The organism is Billgrantia antri, assembly GCF_017868935.1.
Taxonomy (GTDB): Bacteria; Pseudomonadota; Gammaproteobacteria; order Pseudomonadales; family Halomonadaceae; genus Halomonas; species Halomonas antri.
On sequence record NZ_CP053383.1, the window covers coordinates 3,866,475 to 3,885,039 of the forward strand.

Annotated in this window: 20 protein-coding genes and 1 tRNA gene; 14 read left to right on the forward strand and 7 right to left on the reverse strand. The window is 66.0% G+C overall.

The features are described from left to right. Positions 1-28 precede the first annotated feature (28 nt). The gene (locus HNO53_RS17880) at positions 29-523 is read right to left on the reverse strand and encodes a glutathione peroxidase (RefSeq protein WP_209473976.1); all 495 of its coding nucleotides are present in this window, start codon (positions 521-523) and stop codon (positions 29-31) included. A gap of 219 nt (positions 524-742) precedes the next feature. Here HNO53_RS17880 and HNO53_RS17885 point away from each other — a divergent pair, with 219 nt between their 5' ends. Continuing rightward, on the forward strand, positions 743-2,395 hold the full coding sequence (locus tag HNO53_RS17885; RefSeq protein ID WP_209473978.1) for an isovaleryl-CoA dehydrogenase: 1,653 nt from the start codon (positions 743-745) through the stop codon (positions 2,393-2,395). On the opposite strand, the gene HNO53_RS17890 is transcribed toward HNO53_RS17885, so the two are convergent. The 4 genes from HNO53_RS17890 to HNO53_RS17905 all read right to left on the reverse strand — a co-directional run bounded on the left by HNO53_RS17890 (position 2,335) and on the right by HNO53_RS17905 (position 5,040). Then, positions 2,335-3,573, reverse strand: coding sequence for an EAL domain-containing response regulator (locus tag HNO53_RS17890; RefSeq protein WP_209473980.1), 1,239 nt, complete (start codon positions 3,571-3,573; stop codon positions 2,335-2,337). The genes HNO53_RS17885 and HNO53_RS17890 overlap by 61 nt on opposite strands. 80 nt (positions 3,574-3,653) lie before the next feature. Next, entirely contained in the window at positions 3,654-4,271 is a 618-nt protein-coding gene (locus HNO53_RS17895) for a LysE family translocator (RefSeq protein ID WP_209473982.1), read from the reverse strand. Positions 4,272-4,308: 37 nt separating this feature from the next. Continuing rightward, the gene (gene rnk / locus HNO53_RS17900) at positions 4,309-4,722 is read right to left on the reverse strand and encodes a nucleoside diphosphate kinase regulator (protein WP_209473984.1); all 414 of its coding nucleotides are present in this window, start codon (positions 4,720-4,722) and stop codon (positions 4,309-4,311) included. A gap of 159 nt (positions 4,723-4,881) precedes the next feature. Further along, positions 4,882-5,040, reverse strand: a complete 159-nt coding sequence (locus tag HNO53_RS17905) for a hypothetical protein (protein WP_209473986.1) — start codon at positions 5,038-5,040, stop codon at positions 4,882-4,884. 150 nt (positions 5,041-5,190) lie between these two features. Between HNO53_RS17905 and HNO53_RS17910 the strand changes: the two genes are divergently transcribed. Beyond that, positions 5,191-5,589: a YkvA family protein gene (locus HNO53_RS17910; RefSeq protein WP_209473988.1), complete on the forward strand. Its 399-nt coding sequence runs from the start codon at positions 5,191-5,193 to the stop codon at positions 5,587-5,589. Positions 5,590-5,654: 65 nt separating this feature from the next. Here HNO53_RS17910 and HNO53_RS17915 read toward each other — a convergent pair. After that, positions 5,655-5,741 (reverse strand) — tRNA-Leu (locus HNO53_RS17915). 138 nt (positions 5,742-5,879) lie between these two features. On the opposite strand from HNO53_RS17915, the gene queA reads away from it, so the two are divergent. The 5 genes from queA (at position 5,880) to secF (ending at position 11,495) form a co-directional block, all read left to right on the forward strand. Next, positions 5,880-6,920, forward strand: a complete 1,041-nt coding sequence (queA, locus tag HNO53_RS17920; protein WP_209473990.1) for a tRNA preQ1(34) S-adenosylmethionine ribosyltransferase-isomerase QueA — start codon at positions 5,880-5,882, stop codon at positions 6,918-6,920. A gap of 84 nt (positions 6,921-7,004) precedes the next feature. After that, positions 7,005-8,123, forward strand: coding sequence for a tRNA guanosine(34) transglycosylase Tgt (gene tgt, locus HNO53_RS17925; RefSeq protein ID WP_209478706.1), 1,119 nt, complete (start codon positions 7,005-7,007; stop codon positions 8,121-8,123). A 92-nt stretch (positions 8,124-8,215) separates the two neighbouring features. After that, on the forward strand, positions 8,216-8,545 hold the full coding sequence (yajC, locus tag HNO53_RS17930) for a preprotein translocase subunit YajC (RefSeq protein ID WP_197448524.1): 330 nt from the start codon (positions 8,216-8,218) through the stop codon (positions 8,543-8,545). Between the two features lie 150 nt (positions 8,546-8,695). Beyond that, positions 8,696-10,546: a protein translocase subunit SecD gene (secD, locus tag HNO53_RS17935; RefSeq protein WP_209473992.1), complete on the forward strand. Its 1,851-nt coding sequence runs from the start codon at positions 8,696-8,698 to the stop codon at positions 10,544-10,546. A 22-nt stretch (positions 10,547-10,568) separates the two neighbouring features. Continuing rightward, positions 10,569-11,495, forward strand: coding sequence for a protein translocase subunit SecF (secF, locus tag HNO53_RS17940; RefSeq protein WP_209473994.1), 927 nt, complete (start codon positions 10,569-10,571; stop codon positions 11,493-11,495). 113 nt (positions 11,496-11,608) lie between these two features. Here secF and HNO53_RS17945 read toward each other — a convergent pair whose 3' ends face one another. Further along, positions 11,609-12,403: an inositol monophosphatase family protein gene (locus HNO53_RS17945; protein WP_209473996.1), complete on the reverse strand. Its 795-nt coding sequence runs from the start codon at positions 12,401-12,403 to the stop codon at positions 11,609-11,611. Between the two features lie 193 nt (positions 12,404-12,596). Between HNO53_RS17945 and trmJ the strand changes: the two genes are divergently transcribed. The 7 genes from trmJ to rlmN all read left to right on the forward strand — a co-directional run bounded on the left by trmJ (position 12,597) and on the right by rlmN (position 18,508). After that, the gene (gene trmJ / locus HNO53_RS17950) at positions 12,597-13,415 is read left to right on the forward strand and encodes a tRNA (cytosine(32)/uridine(32)-2'-O)-methyltransferase TrmJ (RefSeq protein WP_242597466.1); all 819 of its coding nucleotides are present in this window, start codon (positions 12,597-12,599) and stop codon (positions 13,413-13,415) included. A 101-nt stretch (positions 13,416-13,516) separates the two neighbouring features. Beyond that, on the forward strand, positions 13,517-14,383 hold the full coding sequence (gene cysE / locus HNO53_RS17955) for a serine O-acetyltransferase (protein ID WP_209473998.1): 867 nt from the start codon (positions 13,517-13,519) through the stop codon (positions 14,381-14,383). A 131-nt stretch (positions 14,384-14,514) separates the two neighbouring features. Continuing rightward, entirely contained in the window at positions 14,515-14,985 is a 471-nt protein-coding gene (gene iscR, locus HNO53_RS17960; protein ID WP_209474000.1) for a Fe-S cluster assembly transcriptional regulator IscR, read from the forward strand. 38 nt (positions 14,986-15,023) lie between these two features. Next, positions 15,024-16,172 carry an aminotransferase class V-fold PLP-dependent enzyme gene (locus HNO53_RS17965; protein WP_209474002.1) on the forward strand — a complete coding sequence of 383 codons (1,149 nt, stop codon included), beginning with the start codon at positions 15,024-15,026 and terminating at the stop codon, positions 16,170-16,172. Between the two features lie 36 nt (positions 16,173-16,208). Continuing rightward, a complete protein-coding gene (locus HNO53_RS17970; protein ID WP_209474004.1) occupies positions 16,209-16,535 on the forward strand; it encodes a HesB/IscA family protein in 327 nt (108 codons plus the stop codon). 346 nt (positions 16,536-16,881) lie between these two features. After that, a complete protein-coding gene (gene ndk, locus HNO53_RS17975; protein WP_209474006.1) occupies positions 16,882-17,307 on the forward strand; it encodes a nucleoside-diphosphate kinase in 426 nt (141 codons plus the stop codon). 76 nt (positions 17,308-17,383) lie between these two features. Then, positions 17,384-18,508 carry a dual-specificity RNA methyltransferase RlmN gene (gene rlmN, locus HNO53_RS17980; RefSeq protein WP_209474008.1) on the forward strand — a complete coding sequence of 375 codons (1,125 nt, stop codon included), beginning with the start codon at positions 17,384-17,386 and terminating at the stop codon, positions 18,506-18,508. Positions 18,509-18,565 lie beyond the last annotated feature (57 nt).

The following is an 18,565-nucleotide window of genomic DNA, read 5'->3' on the forward strand; positions in this document are numbered from 1 at the left end:
GGTACGATCGCCACGAACCGTCGACCGACTAGAGCTGGAACTTCTCGTCGAGTGCCTCTTCCAGGGCTCGCTCCAGCTCCTGGCCGCTCGCGCGCGGCGAGAAGCGTTGAATCACCCGGCCGTCCCGGGCCACCAGGAACTTGGTGAAGTTCCATTTGATAAGGCGGGTGCGCATCACCCCCGGTGCCTCGCGCTTGAGCTCGACGAACAGCGGATGCGCGCCGGTGCCGTTGACCCTGACCTTCTCCATGACCGGGAACGTCACGCCATACTGGCTGGAACTGAAGGCGCAGAAATCGAGTGCCGTCTCCGGCGACTGGCGGGCAAACTGATTGCAGGGAAAAGCCAGCACGGTGAGGCCGCGGTCGCGATGGCGACGATAGAGACGCTCCAACTCGCCGAGCTGCGAAGTGTAGCCGCAGCGGCTGGCGACGTTCACGATCAGCAGCACTTGTCCCCGCAAGGCCCGCAGATTGAAGGGCTCACCGCGGAAGGTGCGGCATTCGTGCTCGTGGATGGCCATGTGTTCGCCTGCCTCGCTGTCCTCTCACCATGCCACGTCTTACACGTAGCACCACTCAGCGCACCGAGGCAACCTGCCTCGGGCCTGCCCAAGCCAGGCTTTCTTGCACGCTGCCCTCAAGCCTACCGAGAAGCGGCGGCGGCGTCACGTTCGCTGCGCGTTGACCGCTTCCGAACGACTGTTCATGCTGAAACGACAGCGATACGGAGGACAGCTGCCATGCGCGACAACGCCCCCCGCTGCCGTCTGGCGACCCACGAGGTGATCAACCAGCCCGACACCCCTAGCGACTGCGATCTCATCGCCAGCGACCTGCCGCTGCGCCAAGCGCTGGAACGCGAGGCCCCGTCCTGGGTCGCCGAACGCCTGGCAGCGCTGGGTCGCGATCTCGGCAGTGCCCACGTGCAGGCTTTGGGCGAAACGGCCAACCGCCACCCGCCGGAGCTGCACCTGTTCGACCGCCACGGCCGGCGGCTGGACGAGGTACGCTACCACCCTGCGTATCATGAGCTGATGCACCTGGCCATCGATAACGGCTGGCACGCCGTAGCCTGGCACGAAGAGGGAAACGGCGGGCACCAGGCGCATGTCGCCGCGCTCTACCTGCTGACCCAGGCCGAGCCGGGCTTCTGCTGCCCCGTCACCATGACCCATGCCGCCATGCCGGTATTGCGCCGCAGCCCCGAGATCGAGGCCGAATGGGCCGCTGGCCTGCTGGCCAATGCCTACGACCCCCGCGCCCTGCCCGCTCCGGATAAGCACGGCCTTACCTTCGGCATGGCAATGACCGAAAAGCAGGGCGGCAGCGACGTGCGCCGCAACACTACCCGCGCCGAGCGTGACGGCGAGGGCTGGCGGCTCACCGGCCATAAATGGTTTTGCAGTGCGCCGATGTCCGACGCCTTTCTCACCCTGGCCCAGACCGACGCTGGCCTCTCCTGTTTCCTGGCGCCACGCTTCACGCCGGACGGCGAACGCAACGCCATCGAGATCCAGCGGCTCAAGGAGAAATGCGGCAATCGCGCCAACGCTTCGGCAGAGATCGAGTATCGCGGCGCCTGGGCGACCCTGGTCGGCGAACCCGGCCGCGGCGTGGCCACCATCATCGACATGGTGCAGCAGACCCGACTGGATGCCGCCACCGCCCCGGTGGGCATGATGCGCCAGGCCTTGTCCGAAGCGTGGCGACACGCGCGCCAGCGTCACGCCTTCGGCCGGGCACTCGCCGAGCAGCCGCTGATGCAGGCAGTGATAGCCGACCTGGCGCTGGAAGTGGAAGCCGGCCTAGCGCTGGCCCTGCGCACCGCTCGCGCCTTCGACGGCGACGCCCGCGGCGAGGCCCACGAAACCGCGCTGGCACGTGTGCTGCCGACGCTCGCCAAGTACTGGCACAACAAGCGCGGACCGGGGTTCATGGCCGAAGCCATGGAGTGCCTGGGGGGTATCGGCTACGTGGAAGAGACACCGCTCGCACGGCTCTATCGGGAGGCGCCGGTAAACTCGATCTGGGAGGGCTCGGGCAACGTCATCTGCCTCGATCTGCTGCGTGTGCTGACACGTCATCCGGAATCGATCGCCGCCCTGCGCCGGGAGTTCGGCGCCGTGCAAGGCATGCAGCAGGATCTCGACCTGGCACTGGCCGGGCTGGAACGCGACCTGGCGCAGCCTGCCGAAGCGCTCGAGCCACGCGCTCGCTGGCTGGCGCAGCGCCTGGCTCAGAGCCTGCAGGCAGCCTTGCTGCTGCGCCACGCACCGAACGAGGTGGCCGAGACCTTCTGCCGCTCGCGCCTCGGCGTGGAGGCCAGTCCGGCCTATGGCGTACTGCCGGAAGGCTCACCGCTGGCGACGATCCTGGCGCGGATCGGGGATTGATCGCAGGCCAGTCGGGGAATCTCATCCGCCGGCACCGGCCGCGACAGACCGAAGCCCTGCACATGGGTGCAGCCGAAGCGGGCCAGCGTGGGCAGGCAGTCGAGTTCCTCGACCCCCTCGGCCACCACGCGAATGCCCAGGCGTCGGCCGAGCAGGGCGATGGCCTCGACGATCGCCGCGTCCTGGCTATCCTGTTGCAGGTGACGGATGAAGCTGCGGTCAATCTTGAGCTCGCTGATCGGCAGCATCTGCAGCCGTGAGAGCGAGGAGAAGCCGACACCGAAGTCGTCGACCGCCACCTCCATGCCGCTCAGGTGCAGTCGCGCGGCAATCTCCGACCCCAGCAGCTCGTCGTCCATGGCTGCCGTCTCGGTGATCTCGAGCACCACCAAGGGCGAGTCGTCCGGGGCCAGCTGGCGGGTCAACGCCGGCAGCTGCGACGCCATCAGGTCGTCGGCGGTGACATTGACCGAGAGTGATAACAGCACGCCCTGCTCACGCCAGCGCTGGGCATCGGCCAGCGCCTGCTCGAGCACGTGGCAGGTCAGGCGCCGGCTCTGTGCCGCCGTGAGCATGGGCAGGAAACTGGCCGGGCCGATCAGCCCGATCTGGGGATGCGACCAGCGCACCAGGGCCTCGACGCCGCTCAGGCGACCGCTCGCCAGTTCGAACTGCGGCTGATAATGCACGGTGAGCTCACGGCGCTGGAGCGCCGACTCCAACTCGTCGGCGGAAAAGAAAGGACTGTCTTCGGGTACGATGGCCGGCTTGCGCCCGGGACGCAGCCGATCGAGACGCTGCCTGAGCTCGGCCAGCCGCATCGGTTTGTCCAACGAACCGAGCATCTGCAGCCCCAGGGTATGGCCGACCCGCTCGGCAATGCGCGAGATCTTGCGCTCGACGCCGCCCAATAGCAGCACCCAGCCGGCGAAGCGCTGCTCGGCCAGCAGCCGAAGCAGCTCGATGCCATCCGGGTCGCCGAACTCGAGCCCCATGATCACCAGCTGCGGCGCACACTCGTCGAGCTCTGCCAGCAGCGCATCGGCGCGTCGGTAGCAGCGGCTCTCCAGGCCCAGCACATGCAGTTGCAGCGACAGCACCGCCACCACGTCGGGATCCTCGTCGAGCACCAGGGCCAGGGCTCGCTCTTCTTCGTCGTATTCCGCCAAAAGGTTCATCAAGGGATCCCGCTCACGAATTATCCTGAGACTACCATCATCCCTGACGACCAGCCGGCTCAGCTGTCAACGCTTGCCCTTCAGCCGAGGGGGCCGATGACCACACGCAGGGCAAGCGCCAGCAGCATTATGCCGGTAATGCGATGAATCCAATGCGCCCGGGCCTGCAACCAGGGCAAAACGCGGGAGTGGGTCAACGACACCGCCACCAGCACGTACCAGCCGCCATCGATGACCATTGCCGTAGCAACGATGATCGCCTTGGCCGCCAGGCTCATTTCCGGCGTGACGAACTGGCTGAGCAGCGCAACGAAGAACAGGATCAGCTTGGGATTGCCCAGCGCCACCAGCATACCCTCACGGGCCGCCTGGCGGCGGGTAGTCGCCACGCCGGCCGCTTCGAGTGCCGCCGCCCTGCCGGCACGCAGCGCCTTGATCCCGAGCCAGGCCAGGTAAGCCGCTCCACCCCAGGTGATCGCCTGGAACAGCGTGGGAAAGCGCACGATCAGCGCTCCCAGCCCGAGCACCGTGAGCAGAGCATAAAAGCCTACCCCGAGCGCATGCGACAGCGCCGCCACGATGCCGGGCGAGCGACCGCCGCCCAGCGTATGACGCAGCACCAGGGCCAGGCTCGGCCCGGGTGACATCGCCCCCATGGCGCACACCGCCACCAATGACATCCAGAGTGAAAGCGGCATTCCTGCTCCTCTTCGGTTGAGCGCCAGGCGCGTCGGCTCAGCGGTGGTACTGGCCTTCCCGTTCGGGCTGCCACAGGATCGCATCGATGCGCAGGCGCGCCTCGCCGCCGCCCGGCAGCGGCCAGTCGATCTCGTCGCCGATGCGCAGGCCGATCAGGCCGGCACCGATCGGGGCCATCACCGAGATGCCGTCCTCGGTGGCCGCCAGCGCATGGGGATAGACCAGCGTACGTATCATCTGCCGGCTGCGTGTCAGGTCGGTGAACTGTACCTGGCTGTTCATGCTGACCACATCCGACGGAATCTCCTCGGGGTCGATCACCTCGCCGCGCTCGAGCTCCTCTTCCAGGCAGTCGGCAACGAAGCGATCCTTGTCACTGGCCTGATCGATCAGGCGCTGCAGCCGCTCCGCATCCAGGCGGTTGATGATGATGGGGGGACGGGATGACATACGACCTCCTTGGCACCGGCAGCGCCGCTCTTGGCAATGGTGGCTGCCGGCCATGCAACGAAAACAGCCCTTCGCCCCGGGCGGGGAGAAGGACTGTGACTCTTACTATCATAAGCCCAAGCGTGGGGAATGTCAGGCCCGCCAGACGCTTGCCGCTGCCTAGCGTTGGGGCCGCCGCTTCGACGTCGCCAGCAGCACGCCGGCCAGCGCGATCAACGCCACACCGACGAAAGCGCCCGGACTCCGCTGTTGCCAGCCAAACAGGGCCAGCCCCACCCCAAGAGCGCCGAGCGCCCAGGCAAACCGCTTCACACCCATACCGCCTCCTCATTGTTCCCGCTCGACAGCATGCCGCGGGCAGCGCGGGGACATCAAGACACTTGCCGATGGCACTGCCTGTACGCCAAGGCGAACGTAGCGCCCCCTCATGCTGTCAAAACGCTGGACGAGGCAAACACGGGATCTCGCATGAAGGCACACGACTTCCAGCGTGACGGCGGCGAGCCGAACGTTATCGAGGGCACCCTCGAGGCGAACGCGGGCCACTATTCCGAAGAGGGTTTCTGGGACAAGGTCGGCCACAGCGCCCGCCGAGCGGGCAAGCAGACCCTCGAGCCCGCCCTGAAGATGTACTACTCGGCCCAGGACCCCAGCACACCGCTGTGGGCCAAGACCGCCATCTATGGTGCGCTGGGCTACTTTATCTCGCCGATCGACGCCATCCCCGATCTCACACCGCTACTCGGCTATACCGACGACATGAGCATACTGGCCGGCGCATTGGCCATCGTCGCGGCCAAGATCAACGACAAGCACCGGCAGAAGGCCAAGGCCACGCTGGAAAGATGGTTCGGGCAGGGTCTTTAGACTGAGAGATACCAGAAGCGCAAACAGCCGCTCGTAAGCGGCTGTTTTTATGACTCATCTACCAATGGTACCGGCGGTCGGACTCGAACCGACAAGGGCTTGCACCCGGCGGATTTTGAATCCGCTGCGTCTACCAATTCCGCCACGCCGGCAGCGCCGAGCATTATACGTGGCCGGTGCGGCAGGTCAATCGCCAGGCCTGACGCAGGCGACGATTTTCGGTATCCTTGCCGGCTGTTTGCGGCTGCCCGGCAGCCGCCCGTATCGACCTATTCGCGGACCCGACCTGCATGCAGCGCGCCGACTTCCACTATGAGCTTCCCGAGGAGCTGATCGCCCGCTACCCCTCCGAGCGGCGCAGCGACTGTCGCCTGCTGTGCGTGAACGGCGAGAGTGGCGAGCTGGCCCATCGCCGCTTCACTGACCTGGTGGAACTGCTAGAGCCCGGCGACCTGCTGGTGTTCAACGACACCCGGGTGATCCCGGCGCGACTGCACGGCCACAAGGCCAGCGGCGGCAAGGTGGAGATGCTGCTGGAGCGCCCGCTGGACGCCCACCGCGGCCTGGCCCATCTTCGCTCCAGCAAGTCGCCCAAGCCCGGCACCGAGCTGATCTTCGAAGGCGACGTTCGCGCCGTGGTCGAGGGCCGCCGCGAGGCGCTGTTCGAATTGCGCTTCCTCGGCGAGACGCCGTTGATCGAGCTGCTGGAGCGTCACGGCCACATGCCGCTGCCGCCCTATATCGACCGTGCCGACGAACTCGCCGACCGCGACCGCTACCAGACCGTCTATGCCCGTCGCGACGGCGCCGTGGCGGCTCCCACCGCCGGTCTGCACTTCGACGAGCCGCTGCTGGAGCGCCTGGCGGCGATGGGCGTCGAAAGTGCCTTCGTCACCCTGCACGTGGGCGCCGGCACCTTCCAGCCGGTGCGTGCCGACGACATTCGCGAACACCAGATGCACAGCGAGTGGATCGAAGTGACCGAGGCGGCCTGTGCCAAGGTGCGCGCCGCCCAGGCGGCAGGTCGACGGGTGATCGCGGTGGGCACCACCAGCGTGCGCTGCCTGGAGAGCGCCTGTGCCAAGAGCGCCGACGGCAGCATCGCACCCTACAGCGGCGAGACCGACATCTATATCTTTCCCGGCTACGAGTGGCACTGCGTGGACGGTCTAATCACCAACTTCCACCTGCCCGAGTCGACCCTGCTGATGCTGGTCGCCTCATTCGCCGGCTACGAGACGATCATGGCGGCCTATCGCGAAGCGGTAGCCGAACGCTATGCCTTCTTCAGCTATGGCGACGCCATGCTGTTGACCCGCAAGCGCTGCTGACCCAAAAGAACTGCTGACCCGCGAGACGTCCGCCGTCGCGACGCCTTGCCGAAAGAAGAGAGTTTCATGCGCAACGAATGCTTCATGTCCTTCGAGCGGCTGGCCAGCGATGGCCGGGCGCGCCGCGGCCGCCTCACCTTCCCCCGAGGCACCGTGGAGACACCGGCCTTCATGCCGGTTGGCACCTACGGCACGGTCAAGGGCATGACGCCCGCTTCGGTGGAAGAAATCGGCGCCGAGATCATCCTCGGCAATACTTTTCACCTGTGGCTGCGCCCGGGCACCGAAGTGATCGAGGCTCACGGCGACCTGCACGACTTCGCCCAGTGGCACAAGCCGATCCTCACCGATTCCGGCGGCTTCCAGGTCTTCTCGCTGGGCGAGATGCGCAAGATCACCGAGGAGGGTGTGCATTTCCGCTCGCCGGTGGATGGCGCCAAGGTATTCATGGGCCCCGAGGAGTCAATGGCCGTGCAGCGCTCGCTGGGCTCCGACGTGGTGATGATCTTCGACGAATGCACGCCCTACCCGGCTACCGAAAAGGAGGCCGAGTTCTCCATGGAGCGTTCGCTGCGCTGGGCCAAGCGCTCCCGCGAGGCTCACGGCAGCTCGCCCTCGGCACTGTTCGGCATCATCCAGGGCGGCATGTATCCCGAGCTGCGTCGTCGTTCGCTGGAGGGCCTGCTGGAGATCGGCTTCGACGGTCTGGCCATCGGCGGTCTCTCCGTGGGCGAACCCAAGGAGGAGATGATCAAGGTGCTCGACTACCTGCCGACCTGGATGCCCGAGGACAAGCCGCGCTACCTGATGGGGGTAGGCAAGCCCGAAGACCTGGTCGAGGGCGTGCGCCGCGGCGTCGACATGTTCGACTGCGTGATGCCCACGCGCAACGCCCGCAACGGCCACCTCTTCACCGCCGAGGGAACGATCAAGATCCGCAACGCCAAGCATCGCCACGACACCCGCCCGCTGGAAGACGACTGCGACTGCTACACCTGTCAGCACTTCTCCCGCGGCTACCTGCATCACCTGGATCGCTGTGGCGAAATGCTCGGCTCGATGCTCAATACGATCCACAACTTGCGTTATTATCAGCGCCTGATGGCCGGTTTGCGCGGTGCCATCGAAGCGGGTACATTGGCTGACTTCGTGGCAGGCTACTATGCGCAGCGGGGGCTGCCGGTACCTGACGCACCCGATTGACAGCCGGCCGGTGGTAGCAGGCCAAGCGCCACCGGCCGTCAACGACTAGCTCATTCGCGACCCAACTTACCTTCTCAGGAGAGACGCTTCTCATGCTGGATTTCTTCATCTCCCCGGCCATGGCCCAGGACGCCGGCGCCGCGGGCGGCGGCATCGCCCAGATCGTCATGCTGGTCGGCTTCGTGCTGATCTTCTATTTCCTGCTGTGGCGCCCCCAGTCCAAGCGCGCCAAGCAGCACCGCGAGCTGGTCGGTGGCCTGTCCAAGGGCGACGAGGTGGTGATCGGCGGCGGCCTGGTGGGTCGCATCACCAAGGTGGGAGACGAGTTCCTCACCCTGGAAATCGCCGACAATACCGAAGTCAACGTACAGAAGAACGCCGTGGCCAACGTGCTGCCCAAGGGCACCATCAAGTCCATCTGACGTCGATGCTCCTCGCCCTTGCCGGCGGCCCTTCTCCGGGCCGGGTAACGGCGAGGGCCGCATGGCGGCCAGGCCCCTTTCCCCACGGATAGGGCGCTTGTCCGCACTGCCGTCCCGTAGCCTTCTTTACGCAACCTAGGCAGGGCTCCCATGCTCAACCGTTATCCCCTGTGGAAGTATCTGCTGATACTCATCGTGCTGCTCGTCGGCCTGCTCTACTCGCTGCCCAATCTCTACCCCGAAGACCCGGCGGTTCAGATCAGCAGCGACCAGGGCGACTCCACCCTCGATGAGACACAGCTCGAGCGCGTCCAGCAATCCCTTCGCGACGCCGGCATCGACATCAAGGCCATCGAGCGCGATACGACCAGCGTGCTGATTCGCCTCGACGACCCCGACCACCAGCTGCGCACCCGCGATCTGGTCGCCGAGCAGCTCGGCGACGATTTCGTCGTCGCGCTCAACCTCGCCGAATCCACCCCCGCCTGGCTGCAGAGCCTGGCCGCCTCCCCCATGACCCTGGGCCTGGACCTGCGCGGTGGCGTGCACTTCCTGCTCGAAGTGGACATGGAGGCTGCCGTCCAGCAGCGCCTCGAGGTCAATGCCAGCGCCATGCGCGAGCAGCTGCGCAGCGAGCGCCTCCGCTACCGGGGCACCGACATCGATGACCGCGCCCTGACCATCACCTTCGCCAGCGAAGAGGATCGCGACAGCGCGCGCCGGCTGATCAGTCGCGAGTTCCGCGACTTCGAATACCGCAGCGAGCAGGATGGCCGCGCCTCACTGCTGGTAATGACGCTGACCGAGCAGGCGGTGGCCGAGATCCAGGACTACGCCATCAACCAGAACCTCACGACCCTGCGCAACCGGGTCAACGAGCTGGGCGTGGCGGAACCGCTGGTGCAACGTCAGGGCCCCGATCGCATCGTGGTCGAGCTGCCCGGCGTGCAGGACACCGTGGCCGCCAAGCGTGTGGTGGGCGCCACCGCCAACCTGGAGTTCCGCCTCGAGGCGCGCCCGGATACCCCGGACGCCGAGACCGAGACGTTCACCTTCCGCAACGACCCCAACCGCACCGCCGACCTGATGCGCGACGTCATCATCACCGGTGACAGCGTCTCCAGCGCCAGTCGCAGCTTCGACGAGAACGGCCGCCCACAGGTCAACATCAACCTGGACGGCACCGGCGGCACGCTGATGAACCGCGCCACGCGCACCAACATCGGGCGCAACATGGCGGTGCTGTTCATCGAGCACAAGACCCGCGACCGCACGGTGATGGAGAACGGCGAGGAAGTCACAGTTCGCGAGCCCTACACCGAACGCGGCCTGATCAGCCTGGCCACCATCCAGAGTGCCCTGGGCAACAGCTTCCGCATCACCGGGCTCGATTCGCCCACCGAGGCGGCGGAGCTCGCCCTGCTGCTGCGCTCCGGCTCGCTGGCCGCCCCCATCTACTTCGTCCAGGAGCGCACCATCGGCCCGAGCCTCGGCGCCGAGAACATCGAGCGCGGCCTGATGTCGGTGCAGATCGGCCTGCTGCTGGTGGTGCTGTTCATGTTGATCCGCTACCGGGTATTCGGCATCTTCGCCAACGTCGCCCTGGCACTGAACCTGACCCTGCTGGTGGCCGCCATGTCGCTGCTCGGCGCCACCCTGACGCTGCCCGGCATCGCCGGCATCGTGCTGACGCTGGGCATGGCGGTGGACGCCAACGTGCTGATCTTCGAGCGCATACGCGAGGAGCTGCGCAGCGGCCTCTCGGTGCAGCAGGCGATCCATGCCGGCTACGAACGCGCCTTCAGCTCGATTGTCGATGCCAACATCACCACCCTGCTGGTAGCGGTCATTCTGTTCTCGATCGGTACCGGCCCGGTCAAGGGCTTCGCCGTGACCCTGTCGCTGGGGATCCTCACCTCGCTGTTCACCGCCCTGATGGTGACGCGTGCGATGGTGAACCTGACCTACGGCGGCAAGCCGGTCAAGAAGCTCTGGATCTAAGGCTCACCAACTTGAGGTGGTTATGAAGACCCTCGTCAACCGACAGTTCGACTTCATGGGCAAGCGCCGGATCGCCTTTGCGCTCTCCGGCCTGATGATCCTGGTGTCGATCGCCGCGCTGCTATTCCAGCAGCTCAATCTGGGCCTCGATTTCACCGGCGGCACCCTGGTCGAGGTCCGCTACGCCGCGGCGCCCTCGCTGGATGCGGTACGCCAAACCCTCGAGGCCGCCGAGTTCCGTGACGTCTCGGTGCAGACCTTCGGCGCCTCCAATGAGGTACTGATCCGACTGCAACAGGCCTTCGACGCCGATGTCGGCGACCGCGTGGTCCAGCTGCTGCGTGCGCAAGGCGATAGCGTGGAGCTGGTGCGTGCCGAGTTCGTCGGCGCCCAGGTCGGCGAACAGCTGCGCGACCAGAGCGGCCTGGGACTTCTGGTGGCCCTAGGCATCGTGATGCTCTACGTCGCCTTCCGCTTCCAGTACAAGTTCGCCATCGGCGCGCTGCTTGCGTTGATGCACGATGTGATCATCGTGGTCGGCGTCTTCGCGCTGTTCCAGCTCGAGTTCGACCTGACCGTACTGGCGGCCCTGCTGGCGGTAATCGGCTACTCGCTCAACGACACCATCGTCGTCTACGATCGCATCCGCGAGTCGATCCGCACCTCGCGCATCGACGACATGCGGGCGATCTTCAACGAGGCGATCAACCTCACCCTGTCACGCACGCTGGCAACCTCCGGCACCACCCTGCTGGTGCTGCTGGCACTGCTGATCCTCGGCGGCGACATGATCCGCTACTTCTCGATCGCCCTGATTCTCGGCATCGTGGTGGGCACCTTCTCCTCCATCTATGTGGCCTCGGCCCTGTTGCTCACCGTGCACCTGGAGCGCAAGGATCTGATTCCACCCAAGAAGGAAATGGACGAGGAGGAGGAGCAGCTTCCCTAGGCAGGCCCCATGACTTGTCGCGCTCCGATGCCTTTTCGGCATCAGGAGCACGCAACGCAAACCGCCCCCGCAGCAGCGCTGCGGGGACGGTGTCGTTTCAGGGCGACCGAGGCTTAGAAGTGCGGCTTGAGCTGCTGCACCAATGCCTTGTACAGGCGCGGCCCGGCGGCCATCAGTTGCCCCTCGGTCTCCAGGCTGGGCTGACCGTCGGGCGTGCCCATCAGGGCACCGGCCTCCTTGAGCAACAGGCTGCCGACCAGGCGGTCCTGCTCCTCCAGCCCCAGCACGAAGGCGGCGTCGACACGGCCTGCGGCCAGCTCGGCCATGTCGAGCAGGCCGCTGCCGCTGGCCACCTGGGTCTCGACCTGGGGGGCCAACTGCTGGATCAGGGTCAGGTAGGCGGGCAGATGGCGGGAGCGCTGCCAGCTCTCGGGCAGGCTCATGGCCACCCGGGTGCCGGGAATGGCGCTGGCCTTGGGCACGCGGATTCGCTTGCCGTTGTGCTGCGCACCACGACCGCGACTGGCCAGGTATTCGTTGTCACTGAAGGGGCAGATCACCACCGCATGCTCCGGACGTCCCTTCACCAGGCACAGCACCGACAGGGCGAAGCCGCTGCCGGCGACCTCCAGGCTGGAGTAGCCATGAAAGGGCTCGATGCGCCATTCGACATCGCGTCCTTCGCCTTCCCCGGCGCGGTGGGGCGTGAAGCGACCGGCGACCCCGTGCTGGGGATAGCCGCGGTTGAGCTGACGCACGATCAGCGTTTCGGCATTGCGGGCAGTGTCCTCGAGCAGTCGCTCGAGGTTGTGTTCCTCGTGAGCGTTCTCGATGCGCTCACGGATGCGCAGGAACTGTTCGGCGGCGCTGCGCGTGGCACGCAGGGCGAATTGGACCATCGGATGCATGATCGGGCCTTGGAGCGTCGGTGATGTTAAAGAACGGACAGGTTCGAGCGCGAAATCGGATCGAACGCGGCGTGCGCGGTCGCACGCATGGCGCGCATCCTAGCAGAGTCGCGCCACCGGCGCCATTGCCACGCCTCGACATGGTAGACTCCCCCTGACCATCCCGGACCACGTCAACGGCAGAGGCAGTTCCATGCTCGACCGCATACGCATCGTGCTGATCGGCACCAGCCATCCCGGCAATATCGGCGCCGCCGCCCGCGCCATGCATAACATGGGGCTTGCCGACCTGGCCCTGGTCGCGCCGCGTTGCGAACCCCTGACCAGCGAGAGCATCTCGCGGGCCTCCGGGGCCGACCACATCGTGCATGCGGCCCGGGTCGTGGAGACCCTGGAAGAAGCCGTGGCCGACTGCACGCTGGCCGTGGGAGCCAGCGCCCGCTCGCGCACCCTGCCGTGGCCGATGATTACACCGCGCGCCCTGGGCGAGCGTCTGCCGCAGGAGTTGTCCGGGCCCGCTTCGCGGGTAGCGCTGGTCTTCGGTCGCGAGGACAGCGGCCTCTCGAATGCCGAGCTGCAGCGCTGCCACGCCCACGTGCATATCCCCACCAACCCCGACTTCAGCTCGCTCAATCTGGCCGCCGCGGTCCAGGTGTTGGCCTATGAATGCCGCCTGGCATCGCTCGACGCCGACGACAACGCAGCCGGTGAGGACGACGAGCCGCTGGCCAGCCACGAGGAGCTGGAACACTACTTCGCCCACCTCGAGCGGACGCTGATCGCCATCGGCTTCCACGACCCCGCCACGCCGCGCCAGCTGATGGCACGCCTGCGCCGCTTCACCCTGCGCGCCCGTCCCGAGCGCATGGAACTCAACATCCTGCGTGGCATCCTGTCGGCCACGGAAAAGGGCGCCGCCACGCACGAGGCGGATACCCGGGGGGCACCAGCCGACGAGCAAGCTTGTTGCCACGGCAGCGCGGACCGCGACCCTAACCACTCGGCCGAATGATGACGCCTTGAACGTTGCCCGTTGCGTCCCCATATGATCAAACTGTTACGTGAAGGCTCTCCCGCCACCCAGGCCGCCCCTCCTTGACCAAGGACCGCTGCATGTTTCAACGACTGCGCGAGGACATCAATAGCGTATTCGCCCGCGACCCGGCGGCACGCAACTTTCTGGAAGTGCTCACCAACTATCCAGGACTGCATGCGCTGCTGCTGCACCGGCTCGCCCACTGGCTGTGGCAAAAGCAGCTCAAGTGGCTGGCCCGCACCCTGTCGACCTTCTCGCGCTGGCTCACCGGCATCGAGATTCATCCTGGGGCGAAGATCGGCCGGCGCTTCTTCATCGACCACGGCATGGGCGTGGTGATCGGCGAGACCGCCGAGGTGGGCGACGACGTCACGCTCTACCAGGGCGTGACGCTGGGCGGCACCAGTTGGCACAAGGGCAAACGCCACCCCACCCTGGAGGATGGCGTCATCGTCGGCGCCGGCGCCAAGATCCTCGGCCCGTTCAGCGTCGGTGCCGGCGCCAAGGTCGGCTCCAATGCGGTAGTGACCAAGGAGGTGCCCGCCGGCGCCACGGTAGTCGGCATCCCCGGCAAGATCGTCAAGCGTACCGATCCCGATATCGCCGAGGCGCTCGAGGTCGACCCCGAGCGCCGTGAAGCGATGCGCCGCAAGTTCGGCTTCGACGCCTACGGCGTGAGCGAGGACATGCCCGACCCGGTGGCGCGCTCGATCCAGGCCATGCTCGATCACATGCACGCCGTGGACGAGCGCATCGAGCGCATGTGCGGCACCCTGCGCAAGCTCGACGCCAGCTATCGCGAAGGCAAGCTGCCCGAACTGCGCGACGAGGACTTTGCCGACATTCTGTCCGATGTCGATGCCTGCTGCGGCCCCACCGGCGGCGCCGGCAGCGAACATGACCGAGATCAAGGCGGCTCGGAGCCGCCGCGGGGGAATGGTTGACCTCTGCACTCAGGCTTTACCATAATGGCGAATCGATCCACGGCTCGCTGCCAGCGGCGAGTGCTTGCTGACCTCCCGGCCCCGTTTCGCAGGCCCGAGGAAGGCTTCCCGATGCGCCTGAAGAGCCTGCCATGCGTTTGACTACCAAGGGACGCTACGCCGTCACCGCAATGCTCGACCTGGCCCTGAACGCTGACAAGGGACCTACCTGCCTGGCCGATATTTCGCGCCGCCAGGAAATCTCCCTGCCTTATCTGGAGCAGCTCTTCGCCCGCCTGCGCCGCGCCGGACTGGTCAACAGCGTACGCGGCCCGGGCGGCGGCTACCTGCTGGCGTTGCCGGCGGCCGAGATCTCGGTGTCACGGGTAATCGCCGCCGTCGACGAATCGGTCGACGCCACTCGCTGCCAGGGACTGTCGGATTGTCAGCAGGGCGATACCTGCCTGACCCATCACCTCTGGTGCGACCTCTCCGAGCAGATCCGCGGCTTCCTCGACGGCATTACCCTCGGCCAGTTGGTCGAGCACGGCGACGTGCGCCGCATCGCCGCGCGCCAGCGCAGTCGCCACGACGACAATACCATCCTGACCTCCTCGCCTTGATGCCGGCCGAGGAACAGATTGGAGATCTTCGCGAGACCATGAGCGCCCTCGTTTATCTCGACTATGCCGCCACCACCCCGGTCGATCCCCGGGTCGCCGAGGCGATGAGCCGCTATCTCACTGTGGACGGCACCTTCGCCAATCCCGCTTCGCGCAGCCACATGCTCGGCTGGCAGGCGGAGCAGGCGGTGGAGAGCGCACGCCGCCAGGTCGCCGACCTGATCGCGGCTGACCCACGCGAGATCGTATGGACCAGCGGCGCGACCGAAGCCGACAATCTGGCATTGATCGGCTTCATGCGTGCCAACCGTGAGCGCGGCCGCCATCTGGTGACCTCCGTCATCGAGCACAAGGCAGTGGTGGATACCGCCACGGCGCTCGAACAGGAAGGCTTCGAGGTGACCTGGCTGCAACCGGGACGCGACGGTCGCATCAGCCCCGCGCAGCTGCGCGAGGCGATGCGCTCCGATACCGTGCTGGTGTCGCTGATGGCGGTGAATAACGAACTGGGTTGCATCCACGACCTGGCGGCACTGGCCGAGGTCGCTCATGCCGGTGGTGCAACGTTCCATGTCGATGCCGCCCAGGGCGTCGGGCGCATCGACCTCGACGTAGGCCGTCTGGGCGTCGATCTGATGTCGCTCTCGGGGCACAAGGTCTACGGTCCCAAGGGTATCGGCGCGCTTTACGTGCGACGCAGCCCGGACCTGCGCATCGAGCCGCTGATCCACGGCGGCGGGCATGAGCGCGGCATGCGCTCCGGCACCCTGGCCACCCACCAGATCGTCGGCATGGGCGAAGCCTTCCACCTGGCCGCAGCCGAGGGCGAAGCCGACCAGGCGCGCATCCTGACGCTGCGGAACCGTCTGCTCGACGGACTGTCGGAGCTGGACGGGATACACCGCAATACCGCCATCGAGGTGGCGGTGCCCAATATTCTCAACCTGGCCTTCGAGGGAGTGGATGGCGAGTCGCTGCTGATGGCGCTGCGCAGCGTTGCCGTATCGACCGGCTCGGCATGCAATTCCGCCAGCGTCGAGCCATCCTATGTATTGAAGGGCATCGGCGTACCGCGCTCGCTGGCTCTGGCCTCGCTACGCTTCAGTTTCGGCCGCTTCACCACCGAGGCCGATATCGATGCGGCGCTCGAAGCGCTTCGTCATGCCCTTCCGGGCCTGCGACGCTAGTCGTCGCCCAGCCACTTTCGCTGCAGGAGAATGCACATGGCGCACCTTTCAATCACCACCAACGCCGCCGAGCAGATCCAGCGAGTGCTGGAGGAACGCGGCCACGGCCTGGGCCTGCGTGTCTCGGTCAAGCCCAGCGGCTGCTCCGGCTACAGCTACGTGCTCGACTTCGCCGACGAGGCCGCCAATGATGACGCGGTCTTCAAGGAGCACGGCGTCACCGTCTTCGTCACCCCAGAAGCGCTGCCCATGCTCGATGGCAGCGAAGTCGATTACGTATCGGAGGGGCTCAACCGCTTCTTCCGCTTCAACAACCCCAACGTCAAGGACCAGTGTGGGTGCGGCGAGAGCTTCACCGTCTGAAGAACGACTGCACAAGAGTCTGCGCGGGCAAATCGCTGCGCTGCGTGCGCCTTGCGACCCACAGGGGTGTGGGAAGTGCGATGGTTCGTCGGGAACGAACCTAGCCGCTTCACTCCGCTCGCCGACTTGTGCAGCGTTTCTTTCCGCAGGGATGACGATTGTTCAACGACCGTCGGCAGCGGTATACTCTGCGCCCACAGATTTCTCGCGCTGACGCGCCGCGTGCGGCATTCCCGGCTCGCGGGGACGAACGCATCTAGATCCGTAGCGCCACGCCGTACCGACCCGCCTGCGGGTGGGTACGGCGTGGCGCTATCACCTACCCATGTCAACGGAGACAGGCCACATGGCAACCGAACGCACCCTTTCCATCATCAAGCCCGACGCCGTCGCCAAGAATGCCATCGGCGAGATCATCTCCCGCTTCGAGAAAGCCGGTCTCAAGGTGATCGCCGCCAAGATGCTGCAGCTCTCCGAAGAGCAGGCCGGCGGCTTCTACGCCGAGCACAAGGAGCGCCCTTTCTTCAAGGATCTGGTGGGTTTCATGACCTCGGGCCCGGTGGTGGTGCAGGTGCTGGAAGGCGACGATGCCATCGCCAAGAACCGTGACCTGATGGGCGCCACCAACCCCAAGGAAGCCGCCCCGGGTACCATCCGCGCCGACTTCGCCGAGACCATCGACGCCAACGCCGTGCACGGCTCCGACTCGCCGGCTTCCGCCGAACGTGAAGTGGCCTATTTCTTCAACAGCGACGAAATCTGCCCGCGCTGAACCACTCCCGGCCAGCCGGCATTTCGCGGGGGCGCTCCTGCCCCCGCTCTCGTCCCGCCCCGACCTGCGTGAAATCATGACCGCCACCACCGCCCAACGTAGCAACCTGCTCGGCATGACCCGTGAAGAGATGGAAGAGTTCTTCCTCTCCATCGGCGAGAAGAAGTTCCGTGCCGCCCAGGTGATGAAGTGGATTCATCACGAGGGCTGCGACGACTTCGCCTCCATGACCAACCTCTCCAAGGCGTTGCGCCAACGACTCGCCGAGGTGGCCGAAATTCGCGGCCCCGGGGTGGTCTACGAGGGCACGTCAAGCGACGGCACCCGCAAGTGGGTGCTGGAAGTGGAGGACGGCAGCTATGTGGAGACGGTGCTGATCCCCGCCGACAACGGCAAGCGCCGCACCCTGTGCGTTTCGTCCCAGGTCGGCTGCTCGCTCGACTGCAGCTTCTGCTCCACCGGCAAGCAGGGCTTCCAGCGCAATCTCACCGCCGCCGAAATCATCGGTCAGGTGTGGGTCGCCCAGCGCAGCGTGGGGCCGCGCAAGGATACCGCCAATCGTCCCGTCACCAACGTGGTGATGATGGGCATGGGCGAACCGCTGATGAACTACGACAACGTCGTGCCGGCGATGAAGCTGATGCTCGACGACAACGGCTATGGGCTCTCCAAGCGCCGCGTGACCCTGTCTACCTCGGGCGTGGTCCCGATGCTCGATCGGCTGGGCGACGAGCTCGATGTGAGCCTGGCCATCTCGCTGCACGCCGCCACCGACGAACTGCGCAGCGAACTGGTGCCGCTCAACCGCAAGTACAATATCCGTACCCTGCTGGACGCCTGCCAGCGCTACCTGGCCAAGTGCGACGACACGCGCATGATCACCATCGAGTACACGGTGATCAAGGACGTCAACGATCAGCAGGAGCACGCCCGCCAGCTCGCCGAACTGCTGCGCGAACTGCCGTGCAAGATCAACCTGATCCCGTTCAACCCCTTCCCCCACTCCGGCTACGAGAAGCCGTCGCGCAACCAGGTGATGCGTTTCCAGCAGTGGCTCTACGAACTGGGATACACGGCACCGATCCGCAGCACCCGCGGCGACGACATCGATGCCGCCTGCGGCCAGCTGGTCGGCCGGGTGAAGGACCGCACCCGGCGCCATGAGCGCTACATCCGCTCGATCCAGATCGACGCCGACTGAAGCGGGGGTCGCCTTGACTTCAACCCGTCACGGCGCTTTGATGGACAGGCTTTTTTT

Bases quoted from the DNA above. Each gene is read 5' to 3' on its own strand.
- secF (WP_209473994.1), top strand. From the start codon at position 10,569: ATGAAGACCCTCGTCAACCGACAGTTCGACTTCATGGGCAAGCGCCGG.
- HNO53_RS17910 (WP_209473988.1), top strand. From the start codon at position 5,191: ATGAAGGCACACGACTTCCAGCGTGACGGCGGCGAGCCGAACGTTATC.
- queA (WP_209473990.1), top strand. From the start codon at position 5,880: ATGCAGCGCGCCGACTTCCACTATGAGCTTCCCGAGGAGCTGATCGCC.
- yajC (WP_197448524.1), top strand. From the start codon at position 8,216: ATGCTGGATTTCTTCATCTCCCCGGCCATGGCCCAGGACGCCGGCGCC.
- HNO53_RS17880 (WP_209473976.1), bottom strand. From the start codon at position 523: ATGGCCATCCACGAGCACGAATGCCGCACCTTCCGCGGTGAGCCCTTC.
- HNO53_RS17895 (WP_209473982.1), bottom strand. From the start codon at position 4,271: ATGCCGCTTTCACTCTGGATGTCATTGGTGGCGGTGTGCGCCATGGGG.
- iscR (WP_209474000.1), top strand. From the start codon at position 14,515: ATGCGTTTGACTACCAAGGGACGCTACGCCGTCACCGCAATGCTCGAC.
- HNO53_RS17970 (WP_209474004.1), top strand. From the start codon at position 16,209: ATGGCGCACCTTTCAATCACCACCAACGCCGCCGAGCAGATCCAGCGA.
- cysE (WP_209473998.1), top strand. From the start codon at position 13,517: ATGTTTCAACGACTGCGCGAGGACATCAATAGCGTATTCGCCCGCGAC.
- HNO53_RS17885 (WP_209473978.1), top strand. From the start codon at position 743: ATGCGCGACAACGCCCCCCGCTGCCGTCTGGCGACCCACGAGGTGATC.
- trmJ (WP_242597466.1), top strand. From the start codon at position 12,597: ATGCTCGACCGCATACGCATCGTGCTGATCGGCACCAGCCATCCCGGC.
- rnk (WP_209473984.1), bottom strand. From the start codon at position 4,722: ATGTCATCCCGTCCCCCCATCATCATCAACCGCCTGGATGCGGAGCGG.
- rlmN (WP_209474008.1), top strand. From the start codon at position 17,384: ATGACCGCCACCACCGCCCAACGTAGCAACCTGCTCGGCATGACCCGT.
- HNO53_RS17890 (WP_209473980.1), bottom strand. From the start codon at position 3,573: ATGAACCTTTTGGCGGAATACGACGAAGAAGAGCGAGCCCTGGCCCTG.
- HNO53_RS17945 (WP_209473996.1), bottom strand. From the start codon at position 12,403: ATGCATCCGATGGTCCAATTCGCCCTGCGTGCCACGCGCAGCGCCGCC.
- secD (WP_209473992.1), top strand. From the start codon at position 8,696: ATGCTCAACCGTTATCCCCTGTGGAAGTATCTGCTGATACTCATCGTG.
- ndk (WP_209474006.1), top strand. From the start codon at position 16,882: ATGGCAACCGAACGCACCCTTTCCATCATCAAGCCCGACGCCGTCGCC.
- HNO53_RS17905 (WP_209473986.1), bottom strand. From the start codon at position 5,040: ATGGGTGTGAAGCGGTTTGCCTGGGCGCTCGGCGCTCTTGGGGTGGGG.
- HNO53_RS17965 (WP_209474002.1), top strand. From the start codon at position 15,024: ATGAGCGCCCTCGTTTATCTCGACTATGCCGCCACCACCCCGGTCGAT.
- tgt (WP_209478706.1), top strand. From the start codon at position 7,005: ATGTCCTTCGAGCGGCTGGCCAGCGATGGCCGGGCGCGCCGCGGCCGC.